This window comes from Streptomyces sp. H27-C3 (assembly GCF_030063415.1).
Taxonomy (GTDB): domain Bacteria; phylum Actinomycetota; class Actinomycetes; order Streptomycetales; family Streptomycetaceae; genus Streptomyces.
Genome location: NZ_JASITA010000004.1, coordinates 73,118 through 92,740 on the forward strand (window position 1 = coordinate 73,118; position 19,623 = coordinate 92,740).

The following is a 19,623-nucleotide window of genomic DNA, read 5'->3' on the forward strand; positions in this document are numbered from 1 at the left end:
CACCGTACGCCATGTGGGGGAGCTCGGGCCCATGAGGGACAGCCGTGGGACGGGTGGTGCAGTATGGCCCGGATGCAACGAGGACTCGTACACGGCGTAGCGTGGTCGTTCGCCACCGGCGCGGCGGTCACGCTGTCGTGGTGGGGCGTGCACACGGTGATGACGGATACGGCGTACGACCCGCCGCAGGCCCTGCCGATCCCCTCCGACGTGGTGCAGAGCAGCACCGCGCAGGGCGCGATGCCGCGGTCGTCCTCCACCCGGCGGCCCGACGACAAACCGTCCACGAAGAAGCCGGAACGCCCCGCCGCTTCGACCGGCGCTCCGCAGGACAAGGAGACACCGACCGCTCCGAGCACCACACCCGACGCACCGGCCGGCTCCGGCGCGGGCCCTTCGGGGTCGGCCGGCACGGTGAAGAACTACAACACCGCGGGGGGCCGGGTCGTCCTCGACATGGGCGAGAAGTCCGCCACCCTGGTCTCCGCGACGCCCGCGACGGGCTGGTCGATCCAGGTCTGGAAGGACCCGTCCTGGATCCGGGTGCAGTTCACCGGGGGTACGGCGACCGTCACGGTCTTCACCACCTGGCACGACCACGCGCCGTCGGTCGAGATCATCAACTCCTGACCTCCGAGCCGCCGGTGACGTTTCGTCACTTTCTGAAGGCGGACTCCGGCGGCATGGGCGACGGCCGGGCCCTCGCGTCGGTGACCACTGCCGCGCCGCCCGCGAAGGCGATCAGTTCCCGACCGTGCTCCACCCGCCCGGGGTGCGGGTCGCTCGCGATGCGGCGGGTCAGGTCGGCGACCGGCAGCGCCCGGTCGGAGGCCAGCAGCACCGCGTTGCCGAAGCGCCGGCCGCGCAGCACCGCCGGGTCGGCGGCCAGGGCCAGCTCGGGGAAGACGGCGGCCGCGGTGGCGATCTGGCCGCGCAGATGCGCGAGCGGCGGCCCGTCGGCGAGGTTGGCGGCGTAGAAACCACCGGACTTGAGCGCCCTGCGTACGTCGGTGAGGAACTCGGCGCTGGTCAGGTGGGCCGGGGTGCGGGCGCCGCTGAACACGTCCGCGATCACCAGGTCCGCCCAGTCGTCCGCGATCCTGCCGAGCCCGGCGCGGGCGTCGGCCGAGCGGACCCGGATGCGGGCGTTGGTGTCCAACGGGAGGTGCTTGCGGACCAGTTGGACGAGAGCCGCGTCCAGTTCGACGATCTGCTGGGTCGAGCGGGAGCGGGTGGCCGCGACATAGCGGGCCATCGTGAAGGCGCCGCCGCCCAGGTGCAGGACATGGACCGGCTGTCCCGGCGGGGCGGTGAGGTCGACGACATGGCCGAGCCTGCGCTGGTACGCGAAGTCGAGGTACGCCGGGTCGTCGAGGTCGACATGGGACTGCGGGGCGCCGTCGAGCCGCAGCGTCCAGCCGCGCGGACGGTCCCGGTCGGGTATCAGCTCGGCGAGCCCGGCGTCGACCTGCTCGGCGACGGTCTCGGGTGCGGCGCGTTCGCGCCGTCCTTTGTTCTTTGCCACGGGGCCAGTATCGGCTCAGCGGCAGCGGTCGGCCGCCTCGATGAGCCGGGTGGCCTCGCCGAGGGCCGCCCGCAGCGCGGCCGGGTCGGTGACCGGGCCCGCGTCGGTGGGCGGCAGCAGCCACCCGGTACCGGAAACCGGCGGCTCCGGGATGTCGGCGGCGGAGATCCGCAGACCGCGCCCGGAGGTCTGCGTACAGGCGCTGCCCGGCAGGTCCCAGGCGTCGGCGGTACCCGGGGGCACCAGGAAACCGAGGGTGTCGCAGGGGCCGTCGTGCAGGACGGGGCCGACCGCGGGGGCGGAGACGGCACCGCGGCGCAGGATGTCCACGGCCTCCAGGCCCTGTCGTACAGGCACCGTCACCAGGTCGCACGGCTCCGCGACGTTGACGCCGATCGAGGTCGGTCCGGGCGGTCCGACCGGCTCGGCCACCGCGCACGACCCCGTGGGGACGGCGCTGAACTCGGGCGTGGGCCTGTGCTGAGCAGTCGTTCGTGAGCCGCTGATCTCCATGCCGGCGTCCAACAAGGGAACCCCTCCTCGCTCAAGTGGGAGCGAGACTCCCACTCCACATGGTTCAACGCGCGGAATTGTCAACAGCTACGGCGGCAAGCCGCCGCAAAGGATGGCAGTTCATGGCAGATCCCGGGTGAGATATCCGCTTTGTAGGCAAACTCCGTGTGTATGGGTCGTCACAGACGGTACGTTTTTGCTCCGCCGAAGCACGCGAACCTTGCGGGAGGGCCGACCCATGACGTCGCCATCAGCGCACCGTCGGTCGACAGATCCGAACATGCGCTTCCGCCGACTGCGAGGGCCGCGTTCACCGGGGGAATTCGCCGCCGCCGTACGCAGGGCGGCGCGGGAGATCGGCGAGCAGGTCGCGTGCGACGCCCGGTACATCGGGCGCGTCGAGGCCGGCGAGATCCGCTGTCCCAACTACGCGTACGAACGGGTCTTCCTGCACATGTTCCCCGGCCTCGCGCTGGCGGACCTGGGCTTCTCGGCCCGCGAAACGGTACGCGGCAGGGGGGCGCGCGTCGAGGGCGTCACGCCCCCGGCGCACACCACGATCCATAGCGACGAGGAGAGCGACGTGCTGCGTCGCGCGTTCATGACGAGCGGCACCGCCACGGTGGCGGCCGCATCCCTGGGACTCGGCAGTGCGCCGAGTGCTTCCGGCACACCGAGTACGTACGGGATCACGTACGACCTGCGGCGGCCCTTCGCCGCGTCCCCGTCCGCGTCGGTGCCATCGCCCCGCCGGATCGGCGAGGCCGAGGTCGGCGCCGTCGAGGACGCGGTGCGCTCCATCCGGCTGCTCGACGACCGGCACGGCGCCGACGGCCTCTACCAACGGGCCGCGCAGCCGCTGCGCACCGCGTACGCCCTGCTCGACACGGGCACCACGGCCCGCAGATCAATGGCCGAGCGGCTGCACGCCGGCGCCGGTGAACTCGCCCTGTCGGTGGGCTGGCTCGCGCACGACTCGGGCCGCTTCGACGATGCCCGCTCGCACTACACGGAGGCGCTGGCGACGGCCCGGGTGTGCGGCGACCCGGCGCTGGAGGCGCACGCGTTCAGCAACTCGGCGTTCCTGGCGCGGGACACCGGCCGGCCGCGCGAGGCGGTGCGGGCGGCCCAGGCGGGGCAGCGGGCGGCGGCGCAGGCGGCATCGCCGCGGCTGCTCTCGCTGCTCACGCTGCGCGAGGCGGGCGGCTGGGCCGGGTCCGGTGACCGTGCGGGCTGCGAGCAGGCGCTCGCCCGCGCCCAGTCCCTCTTCGCGCGCGGCCCCGCGCACGCCGACCCGGAGTGGATGAGCTTCTTCGGCGAGGCCGAGCTGGAGGGCCTGGAGGCGCAGTGCTGGTCGGCGCTGGGCGACTGGCCCCGCGCGGTGCGGCACGCCCGGCGGGCCGCGGACCTCCAGGACCCCCACTTCGTACGGAACCTGGCTCTCTACAGCGCGGAGCTCGCCGACGACCTGGCGCACGCGGGGGCGCCGGACGAGGCGGCGGCGGTGGGGCTCCAGGTCCTCGATCTGCTCGCGGAGGTCCAGTCCTCGCGCGTCCAGACGATGCTCACCGGCACGGCCCGCACGCTGCTCCCCCACCACAGGTCGCCCTCGGTGGCCCCGTTCCTGGCCCGCCACGCGGCGGCGCGGATCAGCGCCTGACCGGGTGGGCGCGCGGGGCCGACCGGTATCCGGCCGGGGGCACGTCCGGGGGCACGTCCGGCCCGGTCGGTCAGGTGGACAGGTGCCCCGTGTCGTTCCAACGCTCGATCGCGGGGGCGTCGTACGCCCAGCCCAGGACGGAGAGGGACGTCGGGTCCAGCTTGACGCGGGCCGCGAAGGACACGTCCTCACCCAGCCAGCGGGCACCGATCGCACGCAGGATGTGGCCGTGGGCGAAGATCAGCACGTCCCGGTCGGCCGACCGCGCCCAGGCGACGACCTCGTCCGCGCGGGCCGAAAGCTCGGCGAGCGTCTCCCCGTCCGGCACCCCGTCGCGCCAGATGAACCAGTCGCTCTGCAGCGCCTTGATCTCGGGCGGGGCCATTCCCTCGTACGCGCCGTAGTCCCACTCCATCAGCGCGTCCCACGGCTGCGCCCGCTCCCCGAACCCGGCGAGCTCACAGGTCTCGCTCGCCCGCACGAGCGGGCTGGTGCGCACCTCGACGTCCGGGAGCCCGTCGAACGGCGCCCGGTGCAGCCGCTCGCCGAGCAGCTTGGCGCCGCGGCGGCCCTCGTCGAGCAGGGGGATGTCGGTCCTGCCGGTGTGCTTCCCGGACAGCGACCACTCGGTCTGTCCGTGCCGGGCCAGCAGGATGCGCGATGCCATGACGGTGTCTCCCTGGGGTAGCGGTGGTGCACGAAGTGCGTGTCGTGGTGCCTGTGCGTGAGGCGGTGTGTGTCGTTGGAGCGTTGTGGAACGTCGGCGGTGCGTTGTGGCGCGCCGGTGGCGCATTTACGGGCAGATCGCTCCGCCCCACCATCATCGCGCACCTGATCCGAGGGCAACCCCCGGGGCGATCCCGGCATCGCCGCACCCATGCCGTTCGTACTCGGCTCGCGCGCCGCGAAGCCCACTGCTCCCGGTCGTTCTCGGCTGTTCTCAGTAGTTCTCGGTAATCCTCGGTAGTTCTCGGTGGAGTCGGTGGCGTTGTCAGTGGTGGATGCGAGACTTCGCCGGGTGAGCGATTCCCTGGGCGGCGGACCCGCGCCAACACCTCCGCAGGCACCCCCGCACGCACCTTCGCGGGTGCTGGCGCAGAAGACGCCGGCGACATCGACCACGGCGCTCCGGCAGCGGCTCGCCGAGCTGCGCGGCCCCGCGGTCCCGCCGCTGCCGCTCGATGCCCGCGCGCTGGCCGCCCTCGCCGCCAACCCGGGCTGCAAACGCCGCGCCCTGCTCGACGGCGCGGGGGTGGACAAGACGGCGCTGGCCGCCGCGCTGGGCGCCCCCTCCGCGTTCGGCCAGTCCCAGTTCGCCTTCATGCGGGGCAATGCGTTCGAGGCCAAGGTCAAGGCGGACGGCGCCGCGGTGCTGATGCAGTTGCTGTACGAGCGGATGGGCGCGGGCAGCGAGCCTCCGGCCCCCGGTGAGACGCGCCTTCCGGATCTGACGGCGGCCGGCCCCGAGGGCCGTGCCGCCCGCACGGCACTGGCGCTGCGCGAGGCGACGGCGGCCGGGGCCTGGACCCTGCTCGACCACCCGATGCTGGCCCTGGATGTGGCGGGCTCCCCCGCCTATCTGGAGCCGGACGCGGTGGTGGTGCACCCCGACGGGCGCTGGACGGTCGTCGAGATCAAGTCCTTCCCGATGATCGACGACTCGGCCGACGCGGCGAAGGTGGGCGCGGCGGCCCGCCAAGCCGCGGTGTACGTCCTGGCGCTGGAGCGGGTCGCGGCGATGGTGGCTCGCACGGCCGCGCACAGCAGTGCGGCCGCTGCTCCTGTCGCCACCGTGGACGTGGGTCACTCGGTCCTGCTGGTCTGCCCCAAGGACTTCTCCAACCTGCCGACCGCCTGCGTCGTCGACGTACGCAAGCAGCGCTCGGTGACCCGGCGTCAGCTGGAGCGGCTGACCCGAATCGAGGATCTCGCCGCCTCGCTCCCCGAAGGCACCACCTTCGACCTGGAGCGCCCTGCGCAGGAGCTGACCGCGGCCGTCGAGTCGGTCGACGCGGCGTACGCGCCGGAGTGCCTGGCCGCGTGCGAGCTGGCCTTCCACTGCCGCCAGAAGGCACGCGCGGCGGGCGCCGTGGAGGCGCTGGGCCGCGGTGTGCGCGGCGACCTCGGCGGCCTGACCACGATCGGCGAAGTGCTCGCCGCCGCCGAGGGCGCCGCGGGCGACCCGCTGGATCCGACCGTCGTGGCCCTGCGCCGCGCGGCGGACCTGCGGTCCGAGGCACTGGCCACCGCCGGGAAGGCCGCCGCATGTCGCTGATCGGCACGCTCGCACGGCTGGACGCCGTGCGGACCGGACGGGCGCAGCCCATGGCCACCGTCCGGCACCGGCATCTGTCCGAGCACCCCATGGTGTTCGTGCCGCTCACCACGGCGGGTGAGGCGGGCGCGCCCCTGGGGGCGCTCGTCGGCACCGACCGGCAGGCACCCCGGCTGCTCGCGGTGGCGCAGCCGCGCGACCGCGACCTGCGCTTCGCGTTCCTCGCGGAGCTGGCCGAGTCCGTCCTGCCGTACTTCGACGGGTACGCCGACGACATCGAGACGGCCGAGCGCAACGAGACCGACCCCGAGACCGGCAAGCGCGTCAAGGTCGAGGTCGAACTGTGCGCGGACGCACCGCAGTTGATCGTGCCCAGCCGGGCCGGTGTCGAGTACGTACGCCTGCTCGGGCGCTCGACGCGTTTTCGGCGTACCGCCGAGCAGGACCCGGACACGCCCTATCCCGCGCCCCCGCACATCCCGCTGCTGGGCCGCTGGCTGACGCACTACGCCGAGCGGGCCCGGGTGCCCGGGTCCTCGCTCCTGCTGTCGGCGACCGACCTGCTCGGCCGGCACTGGGCGACCGGGCAGTCCCAGCTGGAGGACCAGCACCTGGGCGCGTTGCTCGCCTGGATCGACCCGCCCGAGGGCGAGTCGGGCGCCGAGCGCGCCCTGCGTGCGGAGCTTGCGCGTGACGCGCAGGGGCAGTTGGAGTGCCCGCCGGCCGGGCCGGCCACCGACCCGGCCTTCGACAACAGGCTCCTGGCCCCCGCCATCGACCGCTACGACCTGGCGCGCAGGGCGCTCGCCGCCGCCGAGGACGGGCTCGCGGCCGACGCCCGGCTGGGCGAACTGACCGCGGCCGAGGGCGCCATACGCGCACTGCTCGCCCGGCAGACGCTGCCGACCTGGGACGCGGTGTGGCGCGGCCTCGACCTGGTGCGGGCGCTGCCCGAGGGCCCCAGGGCCACCGACCGCTGGACGCGCGACCGCTGGTCGTTCACCGGGCACCGCGACCGGGTCAGGGCGGGTGAGCCGCCGCAGCCCCGCCGTGACGGCGCGGTGTCCGCCGCGCAGAAGCTGGCGTCCCGCGAGAGCGCGCAGGCGCAGTTGGAGGCGCAGGAGGCACTGGACGACCCGCTGGTGATGGCGGGCCGGCGGCTCGCGGGCGAGGCGTTCACCAGCGAGGTTCTCGATGTGGTGATGGCGATGAGCGAGGGCAAGCGGCCGAGCCCCCGCCCGCTGCTCACCGTCCGCACCGACGACCAACCGCACCTCGCCGGGCGCGTCAAGGTCTACCGCTCGCTGGACGGCAAGGCGCAGAGCGCCGAGTTCGTACGGTGCGAGGAGGAGACGGGCGTCCTGGTGCTGCGTGTGACGGACAAGATGGGCCGCGGCAAGGAGCCTGCGCCCGGGTCCGTGCCGGAGAAGGGCGAGCAGGTGTGCTGGACCCTCTTCGAGCACGACCAGCGCGGCGGGCCGCAGTTGCCGGACCCGGAGGAAACCCCGTGGACCCACGGCGGCCCGCCCACCACGAGCGCCGAAAGCCCCGACCCCGTGACCCCGGAGGACCTGCTGTGATCCGCCCCGCCCCCGCCGGGTCCGCCGCCGCGGCCTTCGATCCCGGCGCCGCGGCCGGCCGCGCGACCGCGGCGATCCTGCACGACACGCTGCACGGCGCGCACCGCGGTGTCGTGGTGGACTCACCGCCCGGCGCGGGCAAGTCGACGCTGGTGGTGCGCGCCGCGCTCGAACTGGCCGCGGCGGGCTCCCCGTTGATGGTGATCGCGCAGACCAACGCGCAGGTGGACGACCTGGTCATGCGGCTCGCCGAGAAGGAACCCGAGCTGCCGGTCGGCCGACTGCACAGCAACGACACCAACCCGTACGACAAGGCACTCGACGACCTGGCGAACGTACGCAAGTCCGCGAAGGCCGCCGATCTGGCGGGGCTGGACATCGTCATCTCCACGGCCGCGAAGTGGGCGCACGTCAAGAGTGTCGAGCCGTGGACGCACGCGATCGTCGACGAGGCGTACCAGATGCGTTCGGACGCGCTGCTCGCCGTCGCCGGGCTCTTCCAGCGCGCGCTGTTCGTCGGCGACCCGGGCCAGCTCGACCCGTTCTCCATCGTCGGCGCCGACCAGTGGGCCGGCTTGTCGTACGACCCTTCGGCCAGCGCGGTCTCCACGCTCCTCGCGCACAACCCGGAGCTCCCGCAGCACCGCCTGCCCGTCTCCTGGCGCCTCCCGGCGTCCGCGGCGCCCCTGGTCTCCGACGCGTTCTACCCGTACACGCCTTTCCGCAGCGGTACGGGCCACGGGGACCGGCGGCTGTCCTTCGGCGTCCCGTCCGACGGCTCCGGCGCCGACCGGGTGCTCGACGAGGCGGCCGAGGCGGGCTGGGGCCTGCTTGAGCTGCCCGCCCGGCACACCCCGCGCACGGACCCGGAGGCGGTCCGGGCGATCGCCCAGGTCGTACGCCGCCTGCTGGACCGCGGCGGCGCGGCGGTCAGCGAGCGCTCCGAGGACCCGGTCCCGCTGACGGCGGACCGCGTCGCGGTCGGCACGGCCCACCGCGACCAGGCGGCGGCGGTCCGGGCGGCGCTGGCGGAACTGGGCGTCACGGGCGTCGCCGTCGACACCGCGAACCGGCTCCAGGGCCGCGAGTTCGACGTGACGGTGGTGCTGCATCCGCTGTCGGGGCGGCCCGACGCGACGGCGTTCCACCTGGAGACGGGCCGCCTGTGCGTCCTGACCTCACGCCACCGCCACGCGTGCATCGTGGTGTGCCGCGAGGGCGTCGCGGACCTCCTCGACGAACACCCGTCGACGGAGCCGGTCCAGTTGGGCGTGACGGTGAAATTCCCGGACGGCTGGGAGGCGAACCACGCGGTGCTGGCCCATCTGTCGGAGCACCGGGTCGCGTGGACCCCGTGACCACGAACGCCGGACGCCCCGGAGCGCCGGAGGGCGTCCGACCGGCCCGCCTCGCGAGACCCCGGGTCTCCTACCGGCCCTGAGGCGCACTTGCACCGACCCGGACAATGGAGGGTGGCCATCGAGCCCTGGTGGCTTGTAAGAGGGAGGAACGACACATGGCGGAACCCGAGCGCACCGAGCGGCGGCTGCGCCCCGCACCACTGCTCTTCGAGCCTTCGGAGGCGGCCACCGATCCCGAGCACTTCTTCGATCTGGAGTCGACGGAGGATCCCGGAGAGCTGCTGGAGCGCGCCACGGAGCTGGCGCTGGCGTTCCGGGCGGCCACCGACCGCGCCGTGGAGTTCCAGGCGGTCGCGGCGGCGCAGCTCGCCGACCCCAAGCGGTTCGACCGGCTGTCGGCGGCGGACATCGCCGAGCGGGCGCAGTGGACCGAGGACTACGCGCAGAAGATGGTGGAGTTCGGCCGTGACCTGCTGCGCAACGCGCCGCCGCGCTGAGGCGGGGGCGTCCGCAGGGGCACCACCCCGCCCCCGGCGCGAGTCCGGTGTCCCGCCCAGCCCCCGGGGGCGGGCGTGCCGCATGGGGCAGATGGGGCGACCCGGCTTCGCTCTTGGCATATGCCGGACCGCAAGATACTCCCCGCCGCCCCGTCCTGTCCTGATTTCCGCCAACCGTCAGAAACAGAATCGTCACTCCCGGTACACCTGAGTCATGACCGCATGGAAGCGAGACACCGCGCCCCTGTCCGGCCGCTCTCCCGGCAGTGAAGACCACCGCGCCGAAGAGGCGGACATCTTCAGCCTCCTGCGGGACCAGGGGCCCCCGCACACCGCGCAGGTCACCGCCGCGGGCGCCGCCTGGCTCGCTTCCGCCGCCGTCTACCCCCGCTCCACGCTCTCGCTCTGGGACACTCGGCCCGCCGCCCCCGGCGTCCTGCCCTGCGGCTCCGTCTTCGACGTGGTGAACGTGCCCACCATCTTCGGCCGCCGGATGCTCGACCGGTTATGGACCGAGGGCCCCGGTTCGGGCCCCGTCGCCATCCACCGCGGCCGGATGCTGCTCTTCGCCTGCCCCGGCACCGCCCAGCGGCTGCCTTCGCTGCTGAACTGGGAGGAGTGGGGCACCGCGAGCGGCGAGAGCCCCGTACCGCCGATGCTGTGCCACGGCACGGGCGACGCCGTGACCGTCCCCCCGCTCACCTCCCCGCCCACCCCCTCCGCCACCTCGGGGCCGCGCTGGGTGGTCGCCCCCGACGTCCGGCATCCGTGGCTGCCGGGGCCCGAGGTGATGCTCTGGGCCTGCGTACGGGCGGCCAGGTCCGGGCCGGTCCCCACCGCGCGGCTATCGATTTTTCCTCCCGCCGATCAGGATGCTAAGGTCTACGACGTCACCAGGCGCCGTTAGCTCAGTTGGTTAGAGCAGCTGACTCTTAATCAGCGGGTCCGGGGTTCGAGTCCCTGACGGCGCACCGACGGGAAAAGCCCCTCGCGAAAGCGGGGGGCCTTTTCGTTGCCCGAGCGGGCTCCGGGCCGGATCGCGGCCGGTCAGGCGCCCGGCGTGATCCGCACCGTCCAGGCGCCCGACGGCGTACGGTCCGCCACTTCCACCCGCGTCCCGTCCCCCGGCACGGTGAACGTCTCCCCGACCCCCAGCGGCGCGTCCGCCAGCGGCGGGTAGACGGAGCTGCCCCAGCACGCCTCGGTGTCCGGGTGGGCGTCCACCACCTCGATCGGCCCGCCGCCCGATGCCGTCTCGTTGCGCACCCGGTAGATGAGCACGCCCTCCGTGCAGGTGGACCGGTCGTTGCCGGCCGCGCCCCGCGCCTCGACGGCGATCGCGCTGCCGTCCCCGGTCCTGACGACCGCGAGCCGGGTCCCGCCCGCACCCGCCCGCACCGGGGCGGTCGCCAGCGGGTCCAGGGTGAGCAGGGTCCCGCCCGCGTCCGACACGCATGCCACCTGCCGCCGGTCCAGCCAGCCCAGCTTCCACTTGTGCCAGCCGAAGAGTTCGGGAGCGAGCCCGAACTGGCTGCCCATCACGTCCCAGTCCCCGACGTGCGTGTCCCAGTCGCCCTTGCCGTCCACCGGCCGGTGGTAGAGGTCCGGCAGGTCGAAGACGTGGCCGGTCTCGTGCGCCAGCACATTGCGGTCCGGCGGGTGCTGCTCGAAGACCGTGACGATGCGCCTGATGTCCCGGCCGTCGGCGCGCAGCGGCCGGTCGAAGTTGACCACCTTGGTCGCGTCGGAGTCGACGCCCGGCGCGTCCGGGTCTGCGACGAAATAGACGACGTCGTACTTCGAGAAGTCCACCCGGCCGTCGGAGGCGGCGACCGCGTCGCGCAGATAGGCGGAGCGCCGCTCCGCGCTCCAGTCGCGCTGTATCCCGTACGCGGTGGAGGTCTCCGGCATCTGCACCCACTCGCGCTGCGGGTGCGGGCGCAGGGTGAACTTCCCGTACGAGGCACGCTCGAAGAAGCGGCTGGTGGCCGGGAAGTGGTCGGCAGCGAGCTCGTCCGTACGGATCGTCGGTGGCGAGTCCGGAAACGAAAGGAAGATCATGACGGCGTCGAGGTCGCGTTCGGGGCGGGGGTAGGACACGTTCCAGGTGTCCAGCCCGAGTGAGTGGTGCGCGGGGGTGCGGGGCAGCATGCAGGGCACGCCCGCCCTGGCGGCCACCGCGGGCCCCGCGGCGAGCGAGGTGGCGGCGAGCGCCGTGAGGGAGGTGAGCACGGCCGCCGTACTGCGCAGGCGCAGGCGGGGCCGGTCGACTCCCCCGGGTGTCAGCTGACGATCCACATCGACCTCCGGGTGCGGAATGCGGGACACCCCACCCACCTTGTGCCGATCTGGTAATAAACGCCCTGTTCCACTGCCCCACTCGGGTGACCGGCCGACACTCCGGCGAGATCACGGGAAGTCACAAATGGTCACAATGGAACACCTCAAGGCACACCCGTGCAGAAACGATCGTCCGTGGGCGTGCGCCACCCGGTCCCGCGGCGGCGTAGCTGGATCGGCCGAGGCGCCAGCCTCTATGATCGGCACACTTTCCTGCGTGGAGCCCGTCCCCCGTACGGCGGCCCTCCACCGGCCGACCACCTGACGAAACCTGTACGCGTCAATGCACTGCGGGAGCGAGCAGTGAGCCGAACCTCCGAAGGGCCGGGATCAGTCCCCGACACACTCTGCCCGGCCGTCACTGAGCGTCATGCACTGCCGGTCGGTCGTACCGCGTCCGAACTGCGTGACTACCGGGCCGCCTTCCAGGCCGCACGGCCCGCGATGGCCCTCATCGACCGCGAGGGTCTCGTCGTCTCAGCCAACCACTCGCTCGCCGACCTCTTCGGCACCGAGCCCGCTCTGCTGCACGACCGGGACGCGGCCGATCTGGTGGACCTCAACGCCGACGCCCGCAGCCTGCGCGCCTATCGGGAGGTCCTCGCCGGCCGGCGCGCCCGCTTCCGCTGCACCCGCAGGCTCAAGCACCCCGACGGGCGGTCCCGGTGGGCCGAGGTCACCCTCACGCCCATGGCGGACAGCAGCAGTGCGCTGCTCCTGGTCTCGGACATCAGCGACCGGCGCGAGCTCCAGGCCCGGCTGCGCCACCTGCGGATGCACGACCCGGTGACCCGTCTGCCCAACCGCACGCTCTTCTTCGAGCGGCTGACGTCGGCGCTGGAGAATTCGACGTACGACAACGGGGGCACGGGCCGGGTCGGGCTCTGCTATCTGGACCTCGACGGCTTCAAGGCGGTCAACGACACCCTCGGCCACCCGGTCGGCGACCGGCTGCTGACCGCCGTGGCCTCCCGGCTGTCCCGGTGCGCCGACCAGTACGGCCACGCCAGCAGCGGCGTCCACCTGGTCGCCCGGCTCGGCGGCGACGAATTCGCCCTGCTCGTCGAGGACTCCACCGGCACCGAACAGCTCGCCGATCTCGCCCAGGCCGTACTGACCGCGCTCCAGCTCCCCTTCGACCTGGCCGGTCAGCGGCTCTCGGTCTCCGCGTCCATCGGGGTCGTCGAGCGGGCGGCCGCCGGCACCACGGCGACCGGTCTGATGCAGGCGGCGGACACGACGTTGTTCTGGGCGAAGGAGGACGGCCGGGCGCGCTGGACGCTCTTCGACCCGGAGCGCAACGCGAACCGGATGACCCGTCAGGCGCTGTCCAGCACACTGCGGCCGGCCGTCGAGCGCGGGGAGTTCACGCTGGAGTACCAGCCGCTCGTCGACCTGGAGGGCGGCCGGGTGCGAGGCGTGGAGGCGCTGGTCCGCTGGGCACACCCGCAGTTCGGCATGCTCGGGCCGAATCGGTTCATCTCCATCGCCGAGGAGGACGGCTCGATCGTCCAGCTCGGCCGGTGGGTCCTGCGTACCGCCTGCCGGCAGGCCAGGCAGTGGCAGACCGAGCACCCCGAGGCGCCGGCGCTGTTCGTCAGCGTCAATGTGGCGGTACGCCAGGTCTGGGACTCCGACCTGGTCGCCGACGTCGCGGCGATCCTCGCCGAGACGGGGCTCGCGCCGGAGCTGCTTCAGCTGGAGCTCACCGAGTCGGCGGTGATGGGCTCGGCGGGCCGCCCGCTGGAGGCCCTGCAGGCGCTGAGCGACATGGGCGTCCACATCGCCATCGACGACTTTGGGACCGGGTACTCCAACCTCGCCTATCTGAGCCGGTTGCCGGTGTCCGTGCTGAAGCTGGACGGCTCGTTCGTACGCGGCTTCCGGTACGACGAGGGCGCGCATCCCAACCCGGCCGACGAGATGATCGTCGAAGCGATGGTCCAACTCGCACACCGACTGGGGCTCACCGTCACCGCGGAGTGCGTGGAGACGTCCGGGCAGGCGGCCCGGCTGCGGCGGATCGGGTGCGACACGGGGCAGGGGTGGCTGTACTCACGGGCGGTGGCGCCGGAGCGGATCGCGGAGATGATCGAAGCGATGGCTCTGCGGATGTAGGGGGCGGGGCGCGAGGGCGCGGGTGCCGCCGCGCGGGGACAAGCCCCGCGCAGCGGCTCAGCCCGCCGCACCCACCGGCAACCCATACCCGTCCGCGATCAGCTCATAGCTCCGCAGCCGCGCCTCGCCCCCGTGCGCGTTGGCCGTGATCATCAGCTCGTCCGCACCGGTCCGCTTGGTCAGGTCGTCGAGCCCGGCACGCACCTCGTCGGGCGTGCCGTGGATGACGTTGCCCAGCCAGCTGTCGACGAAGTCCCGCTCCATCGCGCTGAATTCGTACGCCTCCGCCTCCTCCGGGGTGGGAATCAGCCCCGGGTTCCCGGTGCGCAGCCGGAGCATCGACAGGGCTCCGGTGAGGACCTGGCGGCGGGCCTCCTTCTTGTCCTCGGTCGCCAGCGCCGAGACGCCGATGACGGCGTACGGGGCGTCGAGGACCGCGGACGGGCGGAAGGACTCGCGGTAGAGGTCGAGCGCCGGGATCGTGTTCTGCGCCGAGAAGTGATGGGCGAAGGCGAACGGCAGGCCGAGCGACCCGGCCAGGCGCGCGCTGAAGCCGGAGGAGCCGAGCAGCCACACCGACGGGCGTCCCGGCGGGCCCTGGACGGGTCCGGGCACCGCGTGGATGCGGGAGTACGGGTGGCCGTCGGGGAAGTCGTCGTCGAGGAATCGCGTCAGCTCGGCGAGCTGCTGCGGGAAGTCGTCCGCGCCCTCGCGCAGCCGGTCGCTGCGCCGCAGCGCCGCCGCCGTCCCGCCGTCCGTGCCGGGCGCGCGCCCGAGACCCAGGTCGATGCGGCCGGGCGCGAGCGCCTCCAGCGTGCCGAACTGCTCGGCGATGACCAGCGGCGCGTGATTGGGCAGCATGACACCACCCGAGCCGAGCCTGATGCGCTCGGTGTGGGCGGCGAGGTGGGCCAGGATCACCGCCGGGGACGAGCTGGCGACGCCGGGCATCGAGTGGTGCTCGGCGACCCAGTAGCGATGGAAGCCGCGGTTTTCCGCGAGCTTGGCGATGTCGACGCTGGTGCGCAGCGCCTCGGTCGCCGTGTGCCCACTGCCGACCGTCGCGAGATCGAGTACGGACAGGGGTACGGGCGCGCTTCCGCTCGCCGTGCCTCGAATCGCGTTCACCGCTGGCCCCTCCTAGTTCGGTACGTACAACACCAGACCGAACAGGAGGGACTCTCCGGTTATTCCCTTCCTTCCGGGTGGGCCTCAGGCCCGCCGGGAGAACAGCGTGCCGAGTTTCGGTCCCCGCACTCGCCGCTCCACCAGCCGCAGTCCCTCCCACACCGTCACCTGGTTCGCGGTGAGTACCGGTTTGCCGAGCACTTCCTCCAGCTCCGGGATGTGCTGGGCGGTGTGCAGCGCCGTGTCGGGCAGCAGCACCACCTCCGCGTCAGGATGGTCGCCCGCGCGGGCCAGCGCCATTACCTCGTCCCGGCCCCAGGTGCCCACCTCGGCGGCGGTGATGATGCCGCTGCCCCGCGCCGCGACCACCTCGATGTCCGAGGACTTGAGGAAGTCGGTGAAGTACGCCGCCACGTCCTGCGGGTAGGTCGCCGCGATCGCGACCCGGGTGGCGCCCAGCTCCCGTACGGCGTGGGCGAAGGCGAAGGACGTACTGGACGCCGGCAGGCCCGCCGTCAGCGCCAGCGTGCGCACCTGCTCGTGGGCGCCGTCCCAGCCGAGGACGAAGCTCCCGCTCGTACAGGCCCAGACCACCGCCTCCGCGCCCGCCAGCCGCAGCTCCTCGACCCCGGCCGCGAGACGGGGTGCCGAGCCCATCTCGATCAGGGCGTCGAGGCGATGCGCGTCCTCGCCGATGTCGGTGTGGACCAGGGGCAGTCTCACATCGCTGTCGAGGAGCATTTCGATGCGCGGGTAATCGTCCTCCGCGGAGTGTCCGGGATAGAGAAGTCCGACCGCTGTCATGCCCACCCTTCCTGTCCTTCGGGCTGCCCCTGCGCCTGCACCGGTGATTGCGCGCGGGGCTGTTCCTGGGGATCCGTTTCGACCGGCGCCGTGCGTTCGAACAACAGTCGCTGGTACGGACCGACGGCATGCGAACCGATTCGCCGCAGCGCCGACCACATGGTGACCTGATTCGCCGAAATCACCGGCATGCGCAGTTCCGCCTCCAGCTGAGGGATCACGTCGTACGTCGGAAGATTGGTACAGCTGATGAACAGGCAGTCGGCGGCTCCCACAACCGCCTGGCGTGCCATGTCCACCACGTCCCGGTAGGGGACTTTCCAGATGTGCCGGGTAAGGCCGAGAAAAGCCCGTCCCGTCACCGTGATTCCGGCCTCCGCCAGGTACTCCTCCAGGGAGCTGGTCACCGATTCCGTGTAGGGCGTGACCAGCGCGATGCGCCGGGCACCGATCTCTCCGAGTGCGTCGAGCAACGCTCCCGATGTGGTGACCGAGGGAAGTTCCCCGGCCTGAGACATGGCCTCGCACATGGCACGCTCCCCGGCGACACCGCCGACGAAACTTCCCGATGTGCAGGCGTAGGCGACGACTTCGGGGGCAACCGCGATCAGTGCCCGTACCGCATCGCGCAGCGTCTCGTGTTCGCTGACCAGCCTGGCGAGGTCAAGACTGACCTCGACGGGCACGAAGGGGGTACGGGTGAGATGCAGCGAAACCCCGTCCGGGGTCCAGCGCCACAATTCCCGGTCGAGTGCGAAGTCGAAAGGGGCCACAACGCCTACTCCACGTTGTGGCCTCGGTCCGCCCAGGAAAGAGATGTCCAATGCGACCCCCTAGGAGGTGCGGGTATTGACGACGTTAGTTTCTGGTGCGAGCGTGGTCAATCCGTACATCTCAGACGTTGCGAAACGGTTTCCACTCCATGTCTGAAGCAACTCTTCTCGTCCTGGACGCCGATCCACCGCCACGTCTCGGCCGGCTGGCCGGACGGGCCCACATCCTGCACGGTGACGAGCGGACGCTCGCGAGTCAACTACCGCGGGCAGACGTGCTTCTGGTCTGGGACTTCACCTCGGACGCGGTGTGTCGCGCGTGGCCCGGGGACGGCCCGAGACCGCGCTGGGTGCACACCGCCAGCGCGGGTGTGGACCATCTCCTGTGCCCCGAGCTGGTGGCCTCCGACACGGTGGTGACCAACGCCCGTGGGATCTTCGAGCTGCCCATCGCTGAGTACGTGGCGGGGCTGGTCCTGGCCATGGCCAAGGACTTTCCCGGCAGCCTGGAACTCCAGCGTCAGCGGCGCTGGCGGCACCGCGAGACGGTACGGGTGGCGGGCAGCCGCGCGGTGGTCGTCGGCTCCGGGCCGATCGGCCGGGAGAGCGCCCGGTTGCTGACGGCGCTCGGTATCACCACCGCGCTGGTCGGGCGCACCGCTCGCCCCGGCGTGCACGGCACCGACGAGCTACCCGCACTGCTCGCACGCGCCGACTGGGTGGTGTGCGCGGCACCGCTGACGGACTCCACCCGCGGCATGTTCAACTCGGCGGTCTTCGACGTCATGCAGTCGTCGGCCAGGTTCATCAATGTGGGGCGCGGGCAGCTCGTCGTCGAGGACGATCTCGTCGCTGCGCTGACGAAGCGGTGGATCGCGGGCGCGGCGCTGGATGTCTTCAGCCAGGAACCGCTGCCGCCGCAGAGCCCGCTGTGGGATGTTCCCGGCCTGATCGTCTCCCCGCACATGAGCGGGGACATCGTCGGCTGGCGCGACCAGCTGGGCACGCAATTCGTTGAGCTGTACGAGTTGTGGGCGGCCGGAAGCCCCCTGCCGAACGTGGTCGACAAGAAACGTGGGTACGTCCCCACGCATGACTGAACTGAGCGCATTGACCGCCCGCCAACTCCTGGCAGGTTACGAGAAGGGCGAGTTCACCCCCGTCGACGCGACCCGCGCCGCGCTGGACCGGATCGAGGCGGTCGAGCCGCTGGTCAACGCCTTCGTCCGGGTGGACACCGAGGAGGCGCTGGCGCAGGCGGAGGCCGCCGCGGGGCGCTGGCGTGCGAAGGAGCCGCAGGGGCTGCTCGACGGGGTGCCGGTTTCGGTGAAGGACATCTTCCTGATGCGCGGCGGCCCGACCCTGCGGGGCTCCAGGACCGTGCGTACCGAGGGGCCGTGGGACGAGGACGCGCCCGCGGTGGCGCGGCTGCGTGAGCACGGCGCGGTCCTCCTCGGCAAGACGACCACGCCCGAGTTCGGCTGGAAGGGCGTCACCGACTCCCCGGCGGCCGGCGTGACCCGCAATCCGCACGCCCCCGCGCGCACGGCGGGCGGCTCCAGCGGCGGCAGCGCGGCGGCCGTGGCGCTCGGCGCGGGCCCGCTCTCGCTCGGCACGGACGGCGGCGGCTCGGTGCGCATCCCGGCCTCCTTCTGCGGCATCTTCGCGCTGAAGCCGACGTACGGGCGGGTGCCGCTCTACCCGTCCAGCCCCTTCGGCACGCTCGCGCACGCGGGCCCGATGACCAGGGACGCGGCGGACGCGGCGCTGCTGATGGATGTCATCAGCGGCGCGGACTGGCGCGACTGGTCGCAGCTGGGCCCCGGCGAGAGTCTCAGCGGGGCGTTGGACGGCGGGGTCAAGGGGCTGCGGGTGGCGTACTCTGCGTCGTTCGGCGGGCAGGTCGCGGTGCGGCCCGAGGTTGCGGCGGCGGTGCGCCGGGCCGTGGAGAAGCTGGCCGACCTCGGGGCGTACGTCGAGGAGGCCGATCCCGCCATGGGAATCGAGCACGGCGCCGACCCGGTGGAGGCCTTCCACGCGCTGTGGTTCAGCGGCGCCGCCCGGCTGGTGCAGGACTTCGGCCCCGAGCAGCGGGAGCTGCTCGACCCGGGGCTGCGCGAGGTGTGCGAGGCGGGGGCCCGGCTCAGCGCGCTGGACTACCTCGCGGCCGTGGACGCCCGGATGGATCTGGGCCGGCGCATGGGCCGCTTCCACTCGACGTACGACCTGCTGATCACCCCGACCCTGCCGATCACCGCCTTCGAGGCGGGCGTCGAGGTGCCGAGGGGGTCGGGGCACCGGCGGTGGACGGGGTGGACCCCGTTCACGTACCCCTTCAATCTGACCCAGCAGCCCGCCGCGACCGTGCCTTGCGGCACGGATGTGGACGGGCTGCCGATCGGGGTGCAGCTGGTGGCCGCGCGCCACCGGGACGTGCTGGTGCTGCGCGCGGCGCACGCGCTCTACGGGAGCGGGGTCACGGAGATTCGCCGGCCCGCCTGAAGCTGAGGGTCTCGCCCAGTGCCCCCGAGCGCCAGAGGTCCTGGCAGGCCTCGGCCATCCGGTCGAGGCCGTCGACGACGGTGCCCCAGACGATGCCGGGGACCCAGCCCGTATCGCCGTTGAGCAGCAGATTATTGCGTTCGTAGAAGAGCGCGAGGTCGACGACGCCGTGGCCGTCCTTGAGGGCGGCCTTCGGCCCGTAACCGTGCGACGCGGTGCCCAGCTGGGTGTCGGAGAAGGCGAAATAGCAGAGGTCGCCGGGAATGGGGGTGACGGTCGGATTCTCCAGCGGCGGCTCCTGTGCGGCGAAGGGCGCCAGCAGCGCGTAGATCTCGTTGCGCGCGTACTTCGCGTGGTACACGTCCCCGCCCAGCGGGAGCGCCTCCCACACCGCCGCGCAGGTCAGCGGCGCGCGGTCGTCGAGGAGTTTCGCGGTGCAGCGCACACCGCGCTTGTCGAGCGAGACTTCGATGAAGCGGTCATTCATGCGCTCTCCTCACAGTCCTGTTCCTGCACGTTAGGGCACCCCGGTATCGACGCAACACCT

18 protein-coding genes and 1 tRNA gene are annotated in these 19,623 nt (G+C 72.5%); 11 read left to right on the top strand and 8 right to left on the bottom strand.

Features of this window, described 5'->3' with window-relative positions; all coding sequences use genetic code 11:
• Window positions 1–72: 72 nt before the first annotated feature.
• Window positions 73–630, top strand: coding sequence for an RAD23 family protein (locus QMK30_RS05150; protein ID WP_283515947.1), 558 nt, complete (start codon window positions 73–75; stop codon window positions 628–630).
• 25 nt (window positions 631–655) lie between these two features.
• Here the strand turns inward: QMK30_RS05150 and QMK30_RS05155 are convergent, their stop codons facing one another.
• Both QMK30_RS05155 and QMK30_RS05160 read right to left on the bottom strand, forming a co-directional pair.
• Window positions 656–1,525 carry a spermidine synthase gene (locus tag QMK30_RS05155; RefSeq protein ID WP_283515948.1) on the bottom strand — a complete coding sequence of 290 codons (870 nt, stop codon included), beginning with the start codon at window positions 1,523–1,525 and terminating at the stop codon, window positions 656–658.
• Window positions 1,526–1,540: 15 nt separating this feature from the next.
• The gene (locus QMK30_RS05160; protein ID WP_283516110.1) at window positions 1,541–2,038 is read right to left on the bottom strand and encodes a hypothetical protein; all 498 of its coding nucleotides are present in this window, start codon (window positions 2,036–2,038) and stop codon (window positions 1,541–1,543) included.
• Window positions 2,039–2,318: 280 nt separating this feature from the next.
• Here QMK30_RS05160 and QMK30_RS05165 point away from each other — a divergent pair, with 280 nt between their 5' ends.
• Window positions 2,319–3,698: an NsdA family TPR-like regulatory protein gene (locus QMK30_RS05165; RefSeq protein WP_502963065.1), complete on the top strand. Its 1,380-nt coding sequence runs from the start codon at window positions 2,319–2,321 to the stop codon at window positions 3,696–3,698.
• Between the two features lie 70 nt (window positions 3,699–3,768).
• Here the strand turns inward: QMK30_RS05165 and QMK30_RS05170 are convergent, their stop codons facing one another.
• On the bottom strand, window positions 3,769–4,365 hold the full coding sequence (locus QMK30_RS05170; RefSeq protein ID WP_283515950.1) for a histidine phosphatase family protein: 597 nt from the start codon (window positions 4,363–4,365) through the stop codon (window positions 3,769–3,771).
• Window positions 4,366–4,716: 351 nt separating this feature from the next.
• Here QMK30_RS05170 and QMK30_RS05175 point away from each other — a divergent pair, with 351 nt between their 5' ends.
• The 6 genes from QMK30_RS05175 (at window position 4,717) to QMK30_RS05200 (ending at window position 10,382) form a co-directional block, all read left to right on the top strand.
• A complete protein-coding gene (locus QMK30_RS05175) occupies window positions 4,717–5,973 on the top strand; it encodes a hypothetical protein (RefSeq protein WP_502963066.1) in 1,257 nt (418 codons plus the stop codon).
• Window positions 5,964–7,553, top strand: a complete 1,590-nt coding sequence (locus QMK30_RS05180; protein ID WP_283515951.1) for a hypothetical protein — start codon at window positions 5,964–5,966, stop codon at window positions 7,551–7,553. Before QMK30_RS05175 ends, QMK30_RS05180 begins: the two co-directional genes overlap by 10 nt.
• Window positions 7,553–8,911 carry an AAA domain-containing protein gene (locus QMK30_RS05185; protein ID WP_283516112.1) on the top strand — a complete coding sequence of 453 codons (1,359 nt, stop codon included), beginning with the start codon at window positions 7,553–7,555 and terminating at the stop codon, window positions 8,909–8,911. Before QMK30_RS05180 ends, QMK30_RS05185 begins: the two co-directional genes overlap by 1 nt.
• 158 nt (window positions 8,912–9,069) lie before the next feature.
• Complete coding sequence (locus QMK30_RS05190; RefSeq protein WP_283515952.1) at window positions 9,070–9,411, top strand: DUF8844 domain-containing protein; 342 nt, start codon at window positions 9,070–9,072, stop codon at window positions 9,409–9,411.
• Between the two features lie 214 nt (window positions 9,412–9,625).
• Window positions 9,626–10,318: a hypothetical protein gene (locus QMK30_RS05195; RefSeq protein ID WP_283515953.1), complete on the top strand. Its 693-nt coding sequence runs from the start codon at window positions 9,626–9,628 to the stop codon at window positions 10,316–10,318.
• Window positions 10,309–10,382 (top strand) — tRNA-Lys (locus tag QMK30_RS05200). Before QMK30_RS05195 ends, QMK30_RS05200 begins: the two co-directional genes overlap by 10 nt.
• 76 nt (window positions 10,383–10,458) lie before the next feature.
• Here QMK30_RS05200 and QMK30_RS05205 read toward each other — a convergent pair.
• Window positions 10,459–11,739, bottom strand: coding sequence for a M6 family metalloprotease domain-containing protein (locus QMK30_RS05205; RefSeq protein ID WP_283515954.1), 1,281 nt, complete (start codon window positions 11,737–11,739; stop codon window positions 10,459–10,461).
• Between the two features lie 315 nt (window positions 11,740–12,054).
• Between QMK30_RS05205 and QMK30_RS05210 the strand changes: the two genes are divergently transcribed.
• Complete coding sequence (locus QMK30_RS05210) at window positions 12,055–13,869, top strand: putative bifunctional diguanylate cyclase/phosphodiesterase (RefSeq protein ID WP_283515955.1); 1,815 nt, start codon at window positions 12,055–12,057, stop codon at window positions 13,867–13,869.
• A gap of 57 nt (window positions 13,870–13,926) precedes the next feature.
• Here the strand turns inward: QMK30_RS05210 and QMK30_RS05215 are convergent, their stop codons facing one another.
• From QMK30_RS05215 to QMK30_RS05225, 3 genes are all read right to left on the bottom strand, one after another.
• Entirely contained in the window at window positions 13,927–14,997 is a 1,071-nt protein-coding gene (locus QMK30_RS05215) for an LLM class flavin-dependent oxidoreductase (protein ID WP_283515956.1), read from the bottom strand.
• Window positions 14,998–15,081: 84 nt separating this feature from the next.
• Complete coding sequence (locus tag QMK30_RS05220; RefSeq protein ID WP_283515957.1) at window positions 15,082–15,801, bottom strand: maleate cis-trans isomerase family protein; 720 nt, start codon at window positions 15,799–15,801, stop codon at window positions 15,082–15,084.
• Window positions 15,798–16,625 carry a maleate cis-trans isomerase family protein gene (locus QMK30_RS05225; protein ID WP_283515958.1) on the bottom strand — a complete coding sequence of 276 codons (828 nt, stop codon included), beginning with the start codon at window positions 16,623–16,625 and terminating at the stop codon, window positions 15,798–15,800. The genes QMK30_RS05220 and QMK30_RS05225 overlap by 4 nt, the downstream gene beginning before the upstream one ends.
• A gap of 98 nt (window positions 16,626–16,723) precedes the next feature.
• Here QMK30_RS05225 and QMK30_RS05230 point away from each other — a divergent pair, with 98 nt between their 5' ends.
• Window positions 16,724–17,674, top strand: a complete 951-nt coding sequence (locus tag QMK30_RS05230) for a D-2-hydroxyacid dehydrogenase (RefSeq protein ID WP_283515959.1) — start codon at window positions 16,724–16,726, stop codon at window positions 17,672–17,674.
• Window positions 17,667–19,076: an amidase gene (locus QMK30_RS05235; RefSeq protein WP_283515960.1), complete on the top strand. Its 1,410-nt coding sequence runs from the start codon at window positions 17,667–17,669 to the stop codon at window positions 19,074–19,076. Before QMK30_RS05230 ends, QMK30_RS05235 begins: the two co-directional genes overlap by 8 nt.
• Here the strand turns inward: QMK30_RS05235 and QMK30_RS05240 are convergent.
• Entirely contained in the window at window positions 19,051–19,563 is a 513-nt protein-coding gene (locus tag QMK30_RS05240; protein WP_283515961.1) for a DUF3830 family protein, read from the bottom strand. The two genes, QMK30_RS05235 and QMK30_RS05240, sit on opposite strands and share 26 nt — an antisense overlap.
• Between the last annotated feature and the right edge of the window lie 60 nt (window positions 19,564–19,623).